This is a genomic window from Bacillus sp. 03113, assembly GCF_006546985.1.
GTDB lineage: Bacteria > Bacillota > Bacilli > Bacillales > Cytobacillaceae > VATK01.
Window position 1 is genome coordinate 175,170 of record NZ_VATK01000010.1, and the last position, 15,529, is coordinate 190,698.

A 15,529-nucleotide genomic window follows, 5' to 3' on the forward strand; every position below is an offset into this window, starting at 1 on the left:
TATTATGAGCGATAGCTCGCATTGATCTTGACATAGTCATAAGATAGGTCACAGCCCCACGCTTTTCCAACACTTTCACTGGTGTGAAGATCAACATTAATTTGAATAAAATCTTGAGATAAATACTCTTTGGCAGCTTCCTCTGAAAAGGATTGTGGTTCACTTTCCTTCAACATGACAATTGGTCCCATTGAAATATCTACTTTTTGAGGCGGAACAATATCTGGTGTTTGGCCAATAGCCCCGATAATTCTTCCCCAGTTTGCATCAGAACCATAGACTGCCGTTTTTACTAAATTTGAGCCAACAATTTGCTTTGCTACTCTTCGTGCTTCCTCTTCTGAATTAGCGCCTTTTACTTCTACTTCAATGAGTTTTGTTGCTCCTTCTCCATCCTTTGCGATTTGTTTAGCCAAACTTTCGCAGCTTTTTTCTAATAACGCTACAAATACATCCCATTCAGGATGTTCTTTTGTTAATGGGTTATTTTCGGCTTTTCCATTTGCTAAAACAATGACCATATCATTTGTCGATGTATCCCCATCTACTGTGATTTGATTAAAGGACTTTGGAATAACTTCACTTAGTGCAGCTTGTAAGTTCTCATGTGAAATTTGAGCATCTGTTGTAATAAAGCCAAGCATCGTAGCCATATTTGGATGAATCATTCCAGAACCTTTAGAAGCACCGCCCATATACACGGTTTTCCCATCTATTTCAGCTGCATAACAGCATTTTTTCATCACAAGGTCTGTTGTTAAAATCGCAGTTTGAAAATCAACTGCATTCGCTTCATCATTCCCTGGATTTAATTCATCGATCCCTTTTTTCAATTTATCCATTGGCAAAAATTCACCAATGACACCTGTAGAAGCTACAGTCACATAATGTTCCTTTATTCCTAATTTTTCAGCTGTTACATTTCTCATTTCATAGGCATCTTGTAAGCCTTTTTCGCCAGTACAAGCATTGGCACATGCACTGTTTACGACAACTGCTTGGGTTAATCCTTCCTGTGCAATGCTCTCTTGCGTAACCTTTAGTGGCGCAGCTTGAAAGTAGCTTGTTGTATAAACAGCAGCTGAGCTAGCTGGTACTTCACTAAAAATAACGCCTACATCTTTTTTTGAATATCTTAACCCAGCATGAACACCTGCAGTATGAAAGCCTTTTGGTGTTATTAAGCTTCCATCTGTTATTTCTACAATCTCTTTCTTTTCTTTGTTTGTCGTCGTTTGCATCAAATTTTCCTCCTTACGGATACAATGGAACAAAATCCAGTCCGGTCTTCTCATCAATTCCATTCATTAAATTAGCATTTTGAACAGCTTGACCAGCTGCTCCCTTCATTAAATTATCAATGACTGATACGATCGTAAGCCTTCCAGTCCTTTGATCAAGGCTTAAACCAATGTCACAATAATTAGAGCTTGCAACCTCTTTTACAGATGGAAGAACTCCTTTTGGTCTAACACGAACAAATGGCTTATCTTTATATGCATTCATATATAACTCATAAATTTCATTTTCATCTGTATCGTTTAACAGCTGAACATAACAAGTTGTCATAATTCCTCTTGTGATTGGCAATAAATGCGTTGAAAATGTAATAGGCTTTATCGTGTCATTCCACGCAAGCAGCTGTTGTTCGATTTCAGGTGTATGTTGATGTTCATTTACTTTATATAATTTAAAATTTTCATTCATTTCAGCAAGCATCGTACCATGAGATGGACTTCGTCCAGCACCTGAAATCCCAGATTTTGCATCAATAATAATGCTTCTAGGGTCAATATTATTGCTTTGTATAATTGGGGCAAGCCCTAATAATGCAGCTGTTGGATAGCATCCAGGATTGGAAATCCATTTTGCTTGTTGGATTTTTTCTTTATTCCATTCACTTAAACCGTAGACGGCTTTGTCAATGATAGCTTTTGATGCTGGTTCTTTTTTATACCATTTGCGATACTCATCCACATTCGTTAGCCGTAAATCACCAGACAAATCAATGACTTGAATATCTGTATCAAGGAATTCCTCAGCTAATTTTCCAGAAACCCCTGATGGAGTTGCTAAAAAGACCATATCGCATTCCTCAGCAATTTTTTGAGGATTAATTCCTTCAAGTGTTTTATCAATAATATTAAATAAATGCGGATATTCAGTCCAAATTGGAACTTCATTACGCGTTGTATGAAGAGACTGAATGTCAAAAATAGGATGTGTATGTAGTATCCTTAATAACTCTACTCCGCCATATCCAGTTGTACCAATTACAGAAACCTTCATTGCTTCCTCCTTAATGAAAAGCTCGGAGCGACCTGTCTAGACACTTTAGGCGAATGCTCCTCTTTCAAAGAAGATTACAAAGAGAGTGATCCGCATGGTAAGTCTGGTTGCTAGAGCTATATATCTATTCATATAATGTATATTTAGTCACTTAAATTTATATTTATTAATCAAGTATTCTCTTATTATAAGAACTTAGCTTTATAAAATCAACCTGTTTTTATTAAACTTTTCAATATATTCCGCAATACAAAAAACATGCAATTTTTTTATTCTTCATTGAAGTTACATGCATAATAAATCTTTATCGATTAATAAGAAAACGGAATTTTCTAACATTAAGAACACAAGAAATCGGATGAGCTGATTCCTATTATATCGTTCATCAGCAATCAATAATATAATTAGCTATTAATCACTTCAATAGAAATGTATCGCCATCCAGCTTCAGGCTTGTTCAAGGCGCTTATGTTTTTATACTTACATACTCCATGATCCACAAAATGGCTGATAGATCATTGATTTGAAAAGAAGGAAAATCTTCATTTTCTTTCATATTTATATCCCAATACAAAACCATGATAATATTAGCTAGTTCGTTTAAAAGGTTTAAGTCCTTTTGTTCACGTATTAAAACAATTTTAGGATAAGATTCTCTTTTATGGCCTTCAATAATAATCAGCTCAGGATGAAAATAAGAAATTAGCCTTATTTTTTCATCTAGTGTCCATCCCTTTCTTTCTGCTTGCAGAATCATTCTTCCATCTCCTTCTACAAGAGATGCCACAGCTCCTGCTGTTAGGTGCCGATCCGAATCTTTTGTTTCATAAGTTTTAGGCTGACCTCCATGCCCATGACTTTTGATCGTCACAACAACTTTTCCAATACGATCAAATTGTTCAAGCAGTTTTTCTATAAAGGTTGTTTTGCCGCTATTTTTATAGCCAGCCACTTGAAGAATAGAAGACTTTACCAAGACCATTCGCACCCTTCCTGATTGTCAAGAATGAGAACGTCAACTTCATCTCCCTCTTTGTAGCCCCTTGTTCCACCTGGCAGGATCATAAATGCATTTGCACCAACAAGGCTTGTCACCATGTTTGATTTATCCTTTCCACTTGGATTGGCATAAAGCTTCCCATTCATGATTGACACTTTACTCCTAACAAAACGGGTAAATGGATTGGGCTTAGGAAAATCGCTCCCTAGAATAGCACATTCCTTTTGTAAATGAGGCTGGCTTGAAAATAGCATGGTTCGAATTAGTGGTCGAACAAACAGCTCAAATCCAACATAACAAGCAGAAGGATTTCCAGAAAGACCAAACAAAACGCTTTCTTTTGTTTGAGCAACTGTTGTTACACTGCCAGGTCGCATGGCTACTTTATTAAAAAGTACTTCTGCTTCGAGCCTTTGATAAATGTCAGGCATGTAGTCGTAATCACCTACAGAAACTCCGCCAGTCGTAATAAAGAAATCCACCTCGTTGATGGCTTTAGAAATAGATTCAAAGCAAATATCAACATCGTCTGGGAGTTTGCCAAAATATCGTGCCTCTCCCCCAGCCCTTTCAATTTGTGCTAAAAGCATATAAGAATTGCTATTTCTAATTTTTCCTGGCTGAAGAGAATCCTCAACATCTAAAAGCTCTGACCCTGTAGCATAAATTCCTATAATTGGTTTTCGTGCAACAGGCACTTGGTGATAGCCAAATGTAGCAAGAATAGCTTGAATACCTGGATTAATGTATGTGCCTTTACGGACAATGACTTCACCCTTTTTTATATCTTCTCCTCGAAAAGATACATTATCTCCCTTTTTATATGAGCGTTTAATGGACATATAATTATTCTCATTTTTTGTATACGTTTGTGCAAGCTCCAGCATCACAACTGCATCGCACTCTTCAGGAAGCTTAGCCCCTGTCATAATTCTGACAGCTTGAAAAGGACCAACTGTCTTTTTCGTAACCGAACCTGCTCCAATTGAATCAATGACTTCAAATTCGACCGGAAGATCTAAATTGGCTTCTACAGTATCAATTGAGCGGACAGCAAATCCATCATATGGGGAACGATCAAAATGCGGGACATCATGTGTCGCTATTACATCTTCTGCTAAAAACCTTTGAAAGCTATGATGAATCGATATATATTCAATATTCCCTTTTTTCTTATAATTCATCACCTTTTGAATGGCTTCCGGAACAGATAGTGGTGTTCTTTTGGTTAACAACTTGATCATCTCCTATATATAAAACAAAAAGAGGATGTTCCAAAATGTTAGTTGACCTCTAAGATCCATACAGTTAGTTACAGTCTGTACATGACATCGAGGTGCTCGGCATTTTGCATTGTTCACCCTCTTTTTTAATATTCCTTATTTTTAAGTTGTATATAGCGTTTAACCTCCGATATAAGACATCTCGATTTTTTTATGCTGTGATTTTGTTTCTGCTGTTCTTTCATCTGAATATCGATCATGCCTATTTTGCCAAATTTCTGTTATTTGATTCCATATTTTTTCATCAGTAGCACCATTTCTTAACATGGTTTTAAGATCATAGCCTTTTCCACTAAATAGACATGTAAATAATTGTCCATTCGCCGAAAGACGTGAACGTGTACATGTTGAACAAAAGGATTCCGAGACCGAAGTTATAAACCCTACTTCTATGTTCGTCCCCGTATATTTGTACCGTTTTGCTACTTCCCCAAAATAATTTGGATCGACTGGCTCTAATGAAAAATGCTCATTTAAAAGGGTGAACATTTCCTTTTTGGTAACAACGTCTTCCATTCTCCAGCCATTAGTTGTTCCAACATCCATATATTCAATAAACCTTAAGGACAAACCTTGTTCTTTACAAAATGCTGCCATTGGAACGATTTCTGAATCATTCAACCCTTTTTTGACGACCATATTTATTTTAACTTCAAGACCTGCCTCTTTCGCAGCTTCAATTCCTTTTATGACAGCTTGAACCTTCACATTGCGACCATTCATCTTTCCAAACAATTCATCATTAAGGCTATCCAAGCTAATGTTTACCCGATGTAAGCCTGCTTCCTTTAATTGTTTGGCATAAACCGGAAGCAACACTCCGTTTGTAGTTAAGCCAATATCCTTTAAACCTTTTATTTTTGTCAGCATACTGACTAGCAGTGGCAGTTCTTTTCTTAATAGAGGTTCTCCTCCCGTTAGTCGGATCTTTTCCATTCCTAATTTGACAAAAATACGTGATAATCGTTCAATTTCTTCAAAGGATAATAATTCATGCTTTGGTAAGAAAGGAAAGTCCGAACCAAAAATTTCTGCTGGCATACAATATTGGCAACGAAAATTACACCTGTCAGTAACGGAAATTCTCAAATCACGAAGAGGTCTTGATAATTGATCTTTTAAAGAAAGCTTCTTCACCAGCAGTCATCTCCTTTTAAATGCCATAAAAATTATATCGTAACATGTTCTAAGTGAAATTGCTAGGTGAAGAATCCTTCCTATATCATCGAATGCCTAATGCAATTTTTGCATATCTTGTCATTTTATCCTTTGTCCATGGAGGATTCCAGACTATGTTAACTTCTGTTTCTTTCACCTCTGGTATTTCTGATAACGCACTTTTCACTTGCTCCACAATAGTTCCTGCTAACGGACATCCCATCGCTGTCAATGTCATATCAACAGTTACCTTTCCGTTCTCATCCATATCTATTTGATAAACGAGTCCTAAATTAACAATATCAATTCCTAGTTCAGGATCAATGACTAACTCTAATGCACCGAAAATATTTTCCCTTAGCGCTTCATCCATCATTTTCACTCACTTTCATCATTTATAGGTTCCCACATTCTATCCTATCAGATTCACACGAAAAGTGCAGGTGCCTTGATCAGCCCTGAAGAAAAATGTTCCATTGACTCAAAAAGCGCGCTTTTTGCTTTTAGAGGCATTGGGTTATTTTTCACAAGGGCTAGGCTCCGGAACTAGACATAACGAAAAGTGCAGGTGCCTTGATCAGCCCTGAAGAAAAATGTTCCATTGGCTCGTGAAAGTCTTTTGCTTTTAAAAAAGAGTATCGAAAAGCTTCATTGATTAAACCAAATGGGTTTCAAACCAATGAATCGTTTCCATTACTCCTTCATGGCTAACCTTATGACCAGCTTTTTCATCAGAAATAAATAAAAGTTTATCTGGGTCGTTACGATACATTGGTTTAATGTCTTCATAAAAATGATATGCGAATGAGTGTGGAACAACTGTATCATTCTTCCCATGCCAAAACATTAATGGTCGATTCATTAACTTTTCTGCTTGTTTACTTATGTCAAATTGATTAATCTGGTTAATCAACAATGATAGTTCATCAGCTTTAAGAGGAATTTGAATACCTTTGCTTCTAAACTCTTCTATTTGCCACAATGCAAACTTTTCATAATAAGGCATACCCATTAAACTAACTGCTGTTTTAATCCATGGGTATTTTGATAAAGCGCCTAGTGTAATAATTCCACCCATTGAAATTCCGGCAATTCCTATTTTTGTCTCATCTATTATTTTTTTTTCTTGAAAATAGGATTTAATGAGTGCAAGCTCTTTAATAGTCGTTAATACAATATTCAAAAATTGGAAGCTTAACGATAACATTGAATGACCTTCTTTTCTTTCTCCATGATAAATGGTTTCTGGCAACACAACTCTATACCCTTTTTCGGCTAGTAAATAAGCATAGTTTAAATACTTTTCTTTTGTATCTGTAAATCCATGGATAAAAATTATGAAAGGAAGCTGTTTATCAAAATTATTTTTTTCAACAATGTGCAGAGCTGGAATTGTATTGATCTTTATTTTTTCAATAATAATCAAAAAAAAACCTCCTGTTTTAAATACCGCTATTTCAAAGGCAATTTTTTACAACAGTCATATTAAATAGTTAACATAATAGTATTAAGAATACAAAGAGCGGCATGTGTAATTAAGTCAAATTTTACATTGCTGATTTTTGTAAATTATTTCTATACTTTTAGTTTATCATGTAGACTTTTTTTTTCAAAAAGCTTTACACTAGGTAATAGAAAGAAAAAATCATGAAAAGGTGAGACGATGAAGGACAAGCATATGATCGCATTAGACTTAGATGGAACCTTACTGAAAGATGATAAAACCATTTCATGTAAAACAAAAAAAGTGATTCAAAAAGCCCGACAAGAAGGACATATCGTGATGATTGCTACTGGTCGGCCTTATCGATCTAGTGAAATGTATTACCGTGAATTAGCATTAGATACTCCTATTGTTAATTTCAATGGAGCGTTCATTCATCATCCGAAAGATCGGAGCTGGGGAATGTACCATTCACCATTAGATATTGAAGTAGCCAAAGATATTGTAGAGGCTTGCAACTCTTTTGAATTTCACAATATTATTGCAGAGGTCATGGATGAGGTATACTTCCATTACCATGATGAAAAGCTTATTGAAATCTTTAGTCTTGGTACACCTGCTATTACAACTGGAGATTTACGAAAATTTTTACATTCAGCACCAACTAGTATGTTAATTCATACTGAAGAAAAGCTTGTAAAAAAAATTAGAGAGCATTTATCTCAAGTACATGCTGAGGTTATTGATCACAGACGTTGGGCTGATCCATGGCATGTAATTGAAATTGTCAAATATGGATTAAATAAAGCAGTTGGACTGAAAAAAGCAGCGGAATATTTTCAAATTCCTCCCGATAGAATTATTGCATTTGGAGATGAGGATAATGATTTAGAAATGCTGGAGTATGCTGGGAAAGGTATTGCAATGGGGAATGCCATTGATGCAGTAAAGGCTATTTCTAATGAAGAAACACTTACAAATGAAGAGGATGGCATTGGAGTGTATTTAAACGAATACTTAAATTTAAAAGCAATATAGATAGAAAAGCGGAAGCGACTTGATCAGCCCTGAAGAAAAATGTTCTTTTGACTCAAAAAGTGCTTTTTACTTTTAGAGGCAAAAGGTTATTTTTCACAAGGGCTAGGGCTAGCCGATTAATAGCGCCACGTCCTGTGGCAACATCGGCACTCGTACATCCTGTACATCGGAGCTAGACAAAAAGAAAAGCGGAAGCGACTTGATCAGCGATAAAAAACCGATTACGCCGGAAAGTTAATTTCTAACTCATTAATTTAATCTTGTTGAAGCATACTAAAATAGAAGCAGCTAAGCCTGTTTCTATTTTCAGTTTGGGGGCGATTCGATTGGGTAAAAGCAATAAATCAAAACGCTTTATTAAGCAAGGCGTTGATTCTGTCACACGTCATGATGAACGTCTTCCATATCGTATGACCTACGCAGAGGCTGAAACGAAAAAAATGGCTAACGAGAAAGAATCCTTTCTTGGAGGCATATAATTATGGCTAACGAACTTTTTCAAGAAGCGAGAAAAGCTGTCGATATAGCACTACAATCAGGTCAAGAGGATGCAGTCTCCAAAGCGAAGAATGCTCTTACATCTGCTTTTGCTAACTCCTCGACAGCAGAACAGCAGCAGCTTCAAGAGTTACAAAAACAGCTTGAAGATCTTACAGAAACAGATCGATCATTAAGCTAATTGTAGATCGAAATCAGGTAAAGGGTTCCAATAGGATGCAATATCCTATGAGAACCCTTCCTTTATTTTACAAAAAAACCTAAGACACCTTTATTTTTTTCCACTAGTATCAAAATACCTCTTTTATCGCCTCTTATACCTTTCCTTCTGATTACGAATTTGTCATTTTAATTTGAATTCTATACACTTAAATTAAACTATAGCAGGAAGCTGGTGAATAGAGATGTCAGTAAAAATTCTCGCTGACAGTGCATGTGATTTACCTCTTAGCTTTTTTGAGGAAAATGATGTCACACTGCTCCCATTAAAGGTGTATGTAAATGAGCAGGAATATGAAGATTTAATAACAATTGAGCCTAATAAGGTATATCAATCAATACGTGAAGGACATTTACCAAAAACTTCACAGGTTTCCCCACTTCTTTTTGAAGAAATTTTTACAAAAATGGCGCAAAATGAGGAAGATGGAATTTATATTGCTTTTTCTTCTCAATTATCAGGAACATATCAAACAGCTATGATGATCCGCAATCAAGTAAAGGAGCAATACCCTGATTTCAGCTTAACCATTGTAGATACAAAATGTGCATCCCTTGGTGTAGGGTTAATCGTTAAAGAAGCGGCAAGGCTTGCAAAATTACAATTCTCTAAGGAAGAAATATTAAAGGATATTGAATTTCGATGCCTTCACATGGAGCATCTTTTTACCGTTGAAGACCTTGATCATTTAGCAAAAGGAGGGCGATTATCGAGAGCATCTGCCTTTTTAGGCGGACTACTTAATATTAAACCTCTGTTAAACGTTGAAGATGGAAAGCTTGTTCCTATTGAAAAGATAAGAGGTAAAAAGAAATTACTGCGCCGTATGATCGAGGTAATGAAAGAAAGAGGCATCCATTTAGAGGAACAAGAAATTGGCATCAGTCACGCGGATAATATGGAGACCGCTTTAGAAGTAAAGGAATTAATAGAAAAAGAATTAGATGGAAAGCACTTTGTCATCTCAGAGGTCGGAGCATCCATTGGATCTCATACAGGTGCAGGAACGATTGCTCTTTTCTTTTTAAACGAGTTGCCTTTTACACACTAGATTACAATTTTTGTTCAAACCATACATGCTCCCTAAGACAATGACAGATAATAATGTATGTAACAATTAATGCCGTTCTCATTTAGAAAGGAGCATTCCAATGGTATCGCATACATCAGATAATGATAAAAAAGCGAAGGACAATAACGCGTTGCGTCATGAAAAAAATATGATGCGTAAAAAAAACCGTAACGCTGGAAAAAATCAATATTCAAAAACGACAGATCATCTATAATTACATGTTTAAATTTCAAACGGGCATACGTTATTCGTATGCCCGTTTTTCATGGTTATGGTTTATATATCCAAAAATCAAGTTATCGAATTGCCGATACAATAAATAAGCTTTCAAAAGGGATTAAGCAATCAGCAGATGAAGCAGTAAAAATTTCAGAGGAAATGAACAACATTAATCAAATAGCGAATAACTTAGTAGAGAAAAACAATCAAATTTTAAAATCTGGTCAATTGGTTGAATCGAGTGTAGTTATAGGTCAAGAAAACATAAAAGAATCTGTCGGTATTATGAATCATCTCGAGCTTGAAAGCCGAAAAAATGAAGAGGCTACACAGCAATTATTAACAGTATCAAAAGAAATTTCTACGATTATTTATTTGATTCGAGATATTGCAAATCAGACAAAATTACTTTCCTTAAATGCGAATATTGAGGCAGCGAGGGCAGGAGAACATGGAAAAGGGTTTGCGGTTGTAGCAAATGAAGTCGGCAAACTTGCCTCCCAATCAAAGGATGCAACCGAAAAAATTGAAGATTTAGTTTTAACAGTGGTAGATAAGATTACATATTCTTCCGAAAGAACAGCATCAGTTCTTCATTTTGTTAACAAAGGTGTGAAAAGCATATCGACATCAAACTCATCCCTAAATCAAATTAAGGAAGAAATTGAGAAAATAAAAAATGAAATTGAAATTTTAGATGACGAAGGGAAAAGAATGCTTGAGAGTACAACGGTTATCACAAATTCCATTAATCATGCCTCCGCGATTGCTGAACAGCTCTCAGCTGGAAGTGAGGAGATCTTGGCTTCTTCAATGGAACAGATATCTAATATAGGGAAGATAAATGAAACGATTCAAGATACAGCACAACATATGAATACTCTATCTGCAAGATTTAATGGCAAATGGCCAGTTTGAAAAAGCAAAAGAGAATTTAGTAAACAAAGGAAGACAACGTTTTAGAAAGGTTACTAACATTTTTACAAATTGGTTGGATACATAGCGCCTGGAAATCCCAATTTTTCCTGTTATAAGGAATGATCAAATAGACATTCTTTGAAGTTCAAATTTATACTTTTTTACCTTGAAAAAAGAGTAGCTCAATTGGTTTTTGAGCTACTTCTTATTATTTCTTTATATATGTCCAGCCATCTTCTTGGTAGACTCTTTCTTCTTTCATTAGTCTTCCGAGTCCTCGTTTAAAGGATCCTTTACTCATATTAAATCTTTCTTTAATATCTTCTGGCATACTTTTATCACTATATGGCATGGCTCCATTTCTTGATGATAAATAAGCAAAAATATGTTCAGCATCTTCATCAAGTGCTTCTTGCTTACGAGGCATTAATGAAATATTTACTGTGCCATCTTCTTTTACATCAATAATTCTGCCTTCCACTTTTTCACCAAGACGCGGTTCGGTCAGTCTTTGTGATTCATGAATAAATCCTTTAAAGCCCTCTGCCGTATAAATCCAGCTCCCCACCTTAGCTGTCCGATAAATGTATCCATGGATATTTTTATTGTAATCCTTTTTTTCAGCCTTTATTGATATTTCTTCTATTATAGGATCGGTTGCAGCTTTTACATATAAGCGATTATTTCGATTGACCCTTAACGTCATGTAAAGCATATCACCCACTATTGGCCATACAGCTTCGTGCACAGGCAAATCCTCTTCACCTAGCAGCATTTCTTTTTGAATACCAATATCAAGAAATACACCTAAGCCTTTTTTGACATCGGTTACCTTTGCCCAATCATATTTGCCAACAGTTATCGTTGGCATCGTTGTTGTTGCTGCAATACGCCCTTTTGAATCGGTATATAAGAATACTTTTATGTGCTCATCTATTTCTAATTCTTGATCCGTTTCATTCATATGAAGCAATACATCCTCTGTGCCATCATCCGTTAAAAAGTATCCAAAATCTGATTTTCTAGCAACTGTCAGTGTAACTGCTTGTCCGATATAATCCTCTAGTAACAAATAAATTCCTCCATTATTAATATGATTAATGGCTATTTTCGTATAGATTGTTGCTTTTAAACGCGCAGCCTGCATACACTTCGCTTTCCGTGGGCGAGCGTCAAGCCTCCTCGTCGCATACGCTCCTGCGGGGTCTCGCCTTTCTCGCATTCCCACAGGAGTCTACGTGTATGCAGGCTGCTCCGAAACGTTTCTCCCAATTTTTTTATGTCAAAAGCAACAAACTTTGAGAAAACAGCCTAATTAATATATATTGTTATCAAAACATTTCTCAATTAAATACATCCTTCATACAAATACCATTTTTACTATCAATTAATTTTATCATCAAAAGTAAAGCAATTCATGCTCAGAATCAAATGACAGGAAAGTTAATTCTATATAAAAATTGCAAAAGTTGTTTGAACTGATATATTTTACTATACTTGACTCATAAAGTGAAACTTATTACTGTTTTATTTGCTAGTGACATAAATCTAATTTGAATGAGTACCTTTGATCGTTTTTTTGAATCAGACTCATTCAAAAATAATTTCGTTTTGGAGGTTTTTATGTCTAAAGAAAGTTCATTTGATATTGTATCCAAGGTAGATTTATCCGAAGTGACAAATGCTATCAATATTTCTATGAAAGAAATTCAAACAAGATATGATTTTAAAGGAAGTAAAAGTAATATAAGCCTAGACAAAGAAGAACTTGTTCTTATTTCAGACGATGAATACAAGCTAGAGCAGTTAAAAGACGTTCTTTTTAGCAAAATGATTAAAAGAGGAATCCCCGTTCGAAATCTTGATTATGGGAAAATTGAAAAAGCCTCAGGAGCGACCGTAAGACAACGGGCCAAATTGGTTCAGGGGATAGATAAAGATAATGCAAAAAAAATAAATGTATTAATTAAAAATAGCGGATTAAAGGTAAAAAGTCAGGTACAGGATGATCAAGTTCGTGTAACTGCTAAAAGCCGCGATGATTTACAAAAAATTATAGCCGCTGTTAGAGAAGCTGATCTCACCGTAGACGTACAGTTTGTGAACTATCGATAAAAGTGCCTTCTTTTTTACTTCCATTAACGGGCAGCAAGATCCCCACTAATGGAAGTTTCACTTTATCTCGCATTATTTAATAAATTCAAATTAATATCATCATACTATAATTGAATTTATTAAAAATGGGAGGTAAAAAAGTGACAAGTAATCCAGCAAATGGCTTTCCCCCACAACATCAAAATAGGCAGCCGGGACTTGAAAATTTAATGAATCCAAAGCCGATCTCGGTTGATATTCATTATAAAGGGACAGGCAAATTAATGAATAAAGTGGCCATTATTACGGGCGGCGACAGTGGGATCGGCAAATCTGTAGCTCTTTATTTTGCAAAAGAAGGAGCAGACATTGTCAATGTTTATTTAGATGAGCATTCCGATGCAGAAGAAACAAAAGGATTAGTGGAAGCTGAAGGAAGGAAATGTCTGTTAATAGCAGGCGATATTGGAAGTGAAACGTTTTGTATCGATATTGCGAATAAAACGATTAATCAGTTTGGAAAAATCGATATTCTCGTTAATAATGCGGCGGAACAGCATCCGCAGGAAAGTCTTCTTCAAATTACAGCGGAACAGCTTGAGAGGACATTTAGAACGAATATTTTTTCCTTCTTTTACTTAACAAAAGCTGTTCTTCCTCATTTTTCTCTAGGCAGCTCGATTATTAATACTGCTTCTATTACAGCTTATGAAGGAAATGAACAGCTCATTGATTATTCCTCTACAAAAGGTGCTATTGTTTCCTTTACCCGTTCTCTTGCAAAATCTCTCGCAAAAGATGGGATTAGAGTAAATGGGGTCGCACCCGGACCAATTTGGACTCCATTAATTCCATCAACCTTCGATCAAACTAAGGTGAGCACATTTGGAATCGACACTCCATTAGGAAGAGCTGGTCAGCCATATGAACTGGCTCCAAGCTATGTTTATCTCGCATCAGATGACTCCTCCTATGTAAGCGGGCAAATCCTGCATATTAACGGCGGGAAAATCGTGAATGGATAAGTATGATTCTTTTCACAGATAACAATTATGGTTAAGCAGTAAAAGTATGCTTTTACTGCTTTTAAATCGTCTTCTCTGTTTTTGGGTGAAGGCAGGATTTCCTCCAAATAATTTGATGAGGGATAATGGTTTTCTTTACAGGTTCTGATGGATTTTGAATTTTTTGAATTAAGTTTCTTGCTGCTATATTTCCTAAATCAAAAATATTAATATCTACGGATGTAATCGGAGGTCTTGAAAGCTCAGACAGCAAAATATTATTAAAGCTAATGATGGACATATCCTCTGGAACAGAAATCCCAATTTCATCAAGTGTATTTAATACTCCCAAAGACATTAAATCATCCGCTACTACAAGAGCTGTTGGATGTTTTTTCAAAGAAAAAAGTTCTTTAACTGCTTCCTGACCGCCTTCTCGTAAAAACTCTTCATGAACCCTGTAGTGATTGATAATCGGTAACTTCGCTTCCTCTAATGCTTGTTTATAGCCTAAAAGCCTCTCTAACGTCACAACAAACTTTAAATTACCTCCAATATAGCCAATGTGCTTATGGCCTAGATCTATTAGATGCTTCGTTACATCATAGGCAGCTTTTATGTTGTCATTATCTACATAAGTAATTTCATTTTCATTGCAATAAGGCTTTCCAATAACGACAAATGGAAATCCTTGGTCAAGAAGATAGCTTTGTACTTTATCTTCAACTTTTGAATACAAAAGAACGACGCCGTCAACCCTTCCCCCTTGTACCATATTCACAACGTCATCATAGATTGCATCATCAGTATTTCCAGTCGTCATATAAAGTGCATACCTGTTTTCATGAGCTCCTTTACTTAATCCTCGCAATACAGTTGGGAAAAAGGGATTTTGAAAAACGATGTCATTAGAACTTGGCATAATAAGGCCGATCGCTTGAGTAGATTGATTTGCCAAGCTGCGTGCATTAAAATTTGGATGGTAGCCAAGCTGCTCCATTGCTTGCCTCACTTTTTCCTTTGTTTTCTCGCTAATACGTGAACTATTAGAAATGACACGGGAAACAGTGGATGGAGCAACATTTGCGAGCCTCGCTACATCCTTTATCGTTACTGACATATTCCGCCTGGTCATATTAAAATATAACAATTCATAACAAAACATATTATGACCAGTACTCACCTCCTTTAGTTATTTTTTTAATACCATAAAACTTTGTTGAATCTCCAAATTAATTTTAAAGGTTTTATCCCATATCTTTTAAGAATTTTTCCATCGATTGTTGTCATAT

The 15,529-nt window shown here is 35.7% G+C and carries 17 protein-coding genes; 8 read left to right on the forward strand and 9 right to left on the reverse strand.

Going from position 1 to position 15,529, the window contains the following annotated elements:
* Window positions 1–2: 2 nt before the first annotated feature.
* From argJ to FDO66_RS11690, 7 genes are all read right to left on the reverse strand, one after another.
* The gene (gene argJ, locus FDO66_RS11660) at window positions 3–1,241 is read right to left on the reverse strand and encodes a bifunctional ornithine acetyltransferase/N-acetylglutamate synthase (protein ID WP_141432821.1); all 1,239 of its coding nucleotides are present in this window, start codon (window positions 1,239–1,241) and stop codon (window positions 3–5) included.
* Between the two features lie 13 nt (window positions 1,242–1,254).
* Window positions 1,255–2,289, reverse strand: coding sequence for an N-acetyl-gamma-glutamyl-phosphate reductase (gene argC / locus FDO66_RS11665; RefSeq protein WP_141432822.1), 1,035 nt, complete (start codon window positions 2,287–2,289; stop codon window positions 1,255–1,257).
* Between the two features lie 466 nt (window positions 2,290–2,755).
* Entirely contained in the window at window positions 2,756–3,271 is a 516-nt protein-coding gene (mobB, locus tag FDO66_RS11670) for a molybdopterin-guanine dinucleotide biosynthesis protein B (protein WP_141432823.1), read from the reverse strand.
* Window positions 3,259–4,533 (reverse strand): molybdopterin molybdotransferase MoeA, encoded by a 1,275-nt coding sequence (locus FDO66_RS11675; protein ID WP_309475272.1) that lies wholly within the window; start codon window positions 4,531–4,533, stop codon window positions 3,259–3,261. The genes mobB and FDO66_RS11675 overlap by 13 nt, the downstream gene beginning before the upstream one ends.
* Window positions 4,534–4,692: 159 nt before the next feature.
* Window positions 4,693–5,709, reverse strand: coding sequence for a GTP 3',8-cyclase MoaA (gene moaA / locus FDO66_RS11680; RefSeq protein WP_141432825.1), 1,017 nt, complete (start codon window positions 5,707–5,709; stop codon window positions 4,693–4,695).
* A gap of 85 nt (window positions 5,710–5,794) precedes the next feature.
* The gene (locus FDO66_RS11685) at window positions 5,795–6,103 is read right to left on the reverse strand and encodes a metal-sulfur cluster assembly factor (RefSeq protein WP_141432844.1); all 309 of its coding nucleotides are present in this window, start codon (window positions 6,101–6,103) and stop codon (window positions 5,795–5,797) included.
* Between the two features lie 282 nt (window positions 6,104–6,385).
* Complete coding sequence (locus FDO66_RS11690) at window positions 6,386–7,156, reverse strand: alpha/beta fold hydrolase (protein ID WP_141432826.1); 771 nt, start codon at window positions 7,154–7,156, stop codon at window positions 6,386–6,388.
* 237 nt (window positions 7,157–7,393) lie between these two features.
* Between FDO66_RS11690 and FDO66_RS11695 the strand changes: the two genes are divergently transcribed.
* From FDO66_RS11695 to FDO66_RS11715, 6 genes are all read left to right on the forward strand, one after another.
* Entirely contained in the window at window positions 7,394–8,212 is an 819-nt protein-coding gene (locus FDO66_RS11695; protein ID WP_141432827.1) for a Cof-type HAD-IIB family hydrolase, read from the forward strand.
* A 263-nt stretch (window positions 8,213–8,475) separates the two neighbouring features.
* On the forward strand, window positions 8,476–8,691 hold the full coding sequence (locus FDO66_RS20875) for a hypothetical protein (protein ID WP_181444546.1): 216 nt from the start codon (window positions 8,476–8,478) through the stop codon (window positions 8,689–8,691).
* A gap of 2 nt (window positions 8,692–8,693) precedes the next feature.
* On the forward strand, window positions 8,694–8,891 hold the full coding sequence (locus FDO66_RS11700) for a DUF3813 domain-containing protein (protein ID WP_141432828.1): 198 nt from the start codon (window positions 8,694–8,696) through the stop codon (window positions 8,889–8,891).
* Window positions 8,892–9,114: 223 nt separating this feature from the next.
* Complete coding sequence (locus tag FDO66_RS11705; protein WP_141432829.1) at window positions 9,115–9,981, forward strand: DegV family protein; 867 nt, start codon at window positions 9,115–9,117, stop codon at window positions 9,979–9,981.
* Between the two features lie 100 nt (window positions 9,982–10,081).
* Entirely contained in the window at window positions 10,082–10,216 is a 135-nt protein-coding gene (locus tag FDO66_RS11710) for a DUF3941 domain-containing protein (protein ID WP_141432830.1), read from the forward strand.
* A 290-nt stretch (window positions 10,217–10,506) separates the two neighbouring features.
* Window positions 10,507–11,139 carry a methyl-accepting chemotaxis protein gene (locus FDO66_RS11715; RefSeq protein ID WP_395939776.1) on the forward strand — a complete coding sequence of 211 codons (633 nt, stop codon included), beginning with the start codon at window positions 10,507–10,509 and terminating at the stop codon, window positions 11,137–11,139.
* 208 nt (window positions 11,140–11,347) lie between these two features.
* Here FDO66_RS11715 and FDO66_RS11720 read toward each other — a convergent pair whose 3' ends face one another.
* On the reverse strand, window positions 11,348–12,211 hold the full coding sequence (locus tag FDO66_RS11720) for a CvfB family protein (RefSeq protein WP_141432845.1): 864 nt from the start codon (window positions 12,209–12,211) through the stop codon (window positions 11,348–11,350).
* A gap of 551 nt (window positions 12,212–12,762) precedes the next feature.
* Between FDO66_RS11720 and FDO66_RS11725 the strand changes: the two genes are divergently transcribed.
* Window positions 12,763–13,254, forward strand: a complete 492-nt coding sequence (locus FDO66_RS11725; protein ID WP_141432832.1) for a YajQ family cyclic di-GMP-binding protein — start codon at window positions 12,763–12,765, stop codon at window positions 13,252–13,254.
* A 125-nt stretch (window positions 13,255–13,379) separates the two neighbouring features.
* On the forward strand, window positions 13,380–14,258 hold the full coding sequence (locus tag FDO66_RS11730; protein WP_141432833.1) for an SDR family oxidoreductase: 879 nt from the start codon (window positions 13,380–13,382) through the stop codon (window positions 14,256–14,258).
* Window positions 14,259–14,319: 61 nt separating this feature from the next.
* Here FDO66_RS11730 and FDO66_RS11735 read toward each other — a convergent pair whose 3' ends face one another.
* Window positions 14,320–15,357: a LacI family DNA-binding transcriptional regulator gene (locus FDO66_RS11735; RefSeq protein WP_141432834.1), complete on the reverse strand. Its 1,038-nt coding sequence runs from the start codon at window positions 15,355–15,357 to the stop codon at window positions 14,320–14,322.
* Between the last annotated feature and the right edge of the window lie 172 nt (window positions 15,358–15,529).

Coding starts and splice junctions, on each gene's coding strand:
- argJ (WP_141432821.1), bottom strand. CDS start 1,241: ATGCAAACGACGACAAACAAAGAAAAGAAAGAGATTGTAGAAATAACA.
- argC (WP_141432822.1), bottom strand. CDS start 2,289: ATGAAGGTTTCTGTAATTGGTACAACTGGATATGGCGGAGTAGAGTTA.
- mobB (WP_141432823.1), bottom strand. CDS start 3,271: ATGGTCTTGGTAAAGTCTTCTATTCTTCAAGTGGCTGGCTATAAAAAT.
- FDO66_RS11675 (WP_309475272.1), bottom strand. CDS start 4,533: ATGATCAAGTTGTTAACCAAAAGAACACCACTATCTGTTCCGGAAGCC.
- FDO66_RS11685 (WP_141432844.1), bottom strand. CDS start 6,103: ATGGATGAAGCGCTAAGGGAAAATATTTTCGGTGCATTAGAGTTAGTC.
- FDO66_RS11695 (WP_141432827.1), top strand. CDS start 7,394: ATGAAGGACAAGCATATGATCGCATTAGACTTAGATGGAACCTTACTG.
- FDO66_RS11700 (WP_141432828.1), top strand. CDS start 8,694: ATGGCTAACGAACTTTTTCAAGAAGCGAGAAAAGCTGTCGATATAGCA.
- FDO66_RS11705 (WP_141432829.1), top strand. CDS start 9,115: ATGTCAGTAAAAATTCTCGCTGACAGTGCATGTGATTTACCTCTTAGC.
- FDO66_RS11710 (WP_141432830.1), top strand. CDS start 10,082: ATGGTATCGCATACATCAGATAATGATAAAAAAGCGAAGGACAATAAC.
- FDO66_RS11715 (WP_395939776.1), top strand. CDS start 10,507: ATGAATCATCTCGAGCTTGAAAGCCGAAAAAATGAAGAGGCTACACAG.
- FDO66_RS11725 (WP_141432832.1), top strand. CDS start 12,763: ATGTCTAAAGAAAGTTCATTTGATATTGTATCCAAGGTAGATTTATCC.
- FDO66_RS11730 (WP_141432833.1), top strand. CDS start 13,380: ATGGGAGGTAAAAAAGTGACAAGTAATCCAGCAAATGGCTTTCCCCCA.
- FDO66_RS11735 (WP_141432834.1), bottom strand. CDS start 15,357: ATGTCAGTAACGATAAAGGATGTAGCGAGGCTCGCAAATGTTGCTCCA.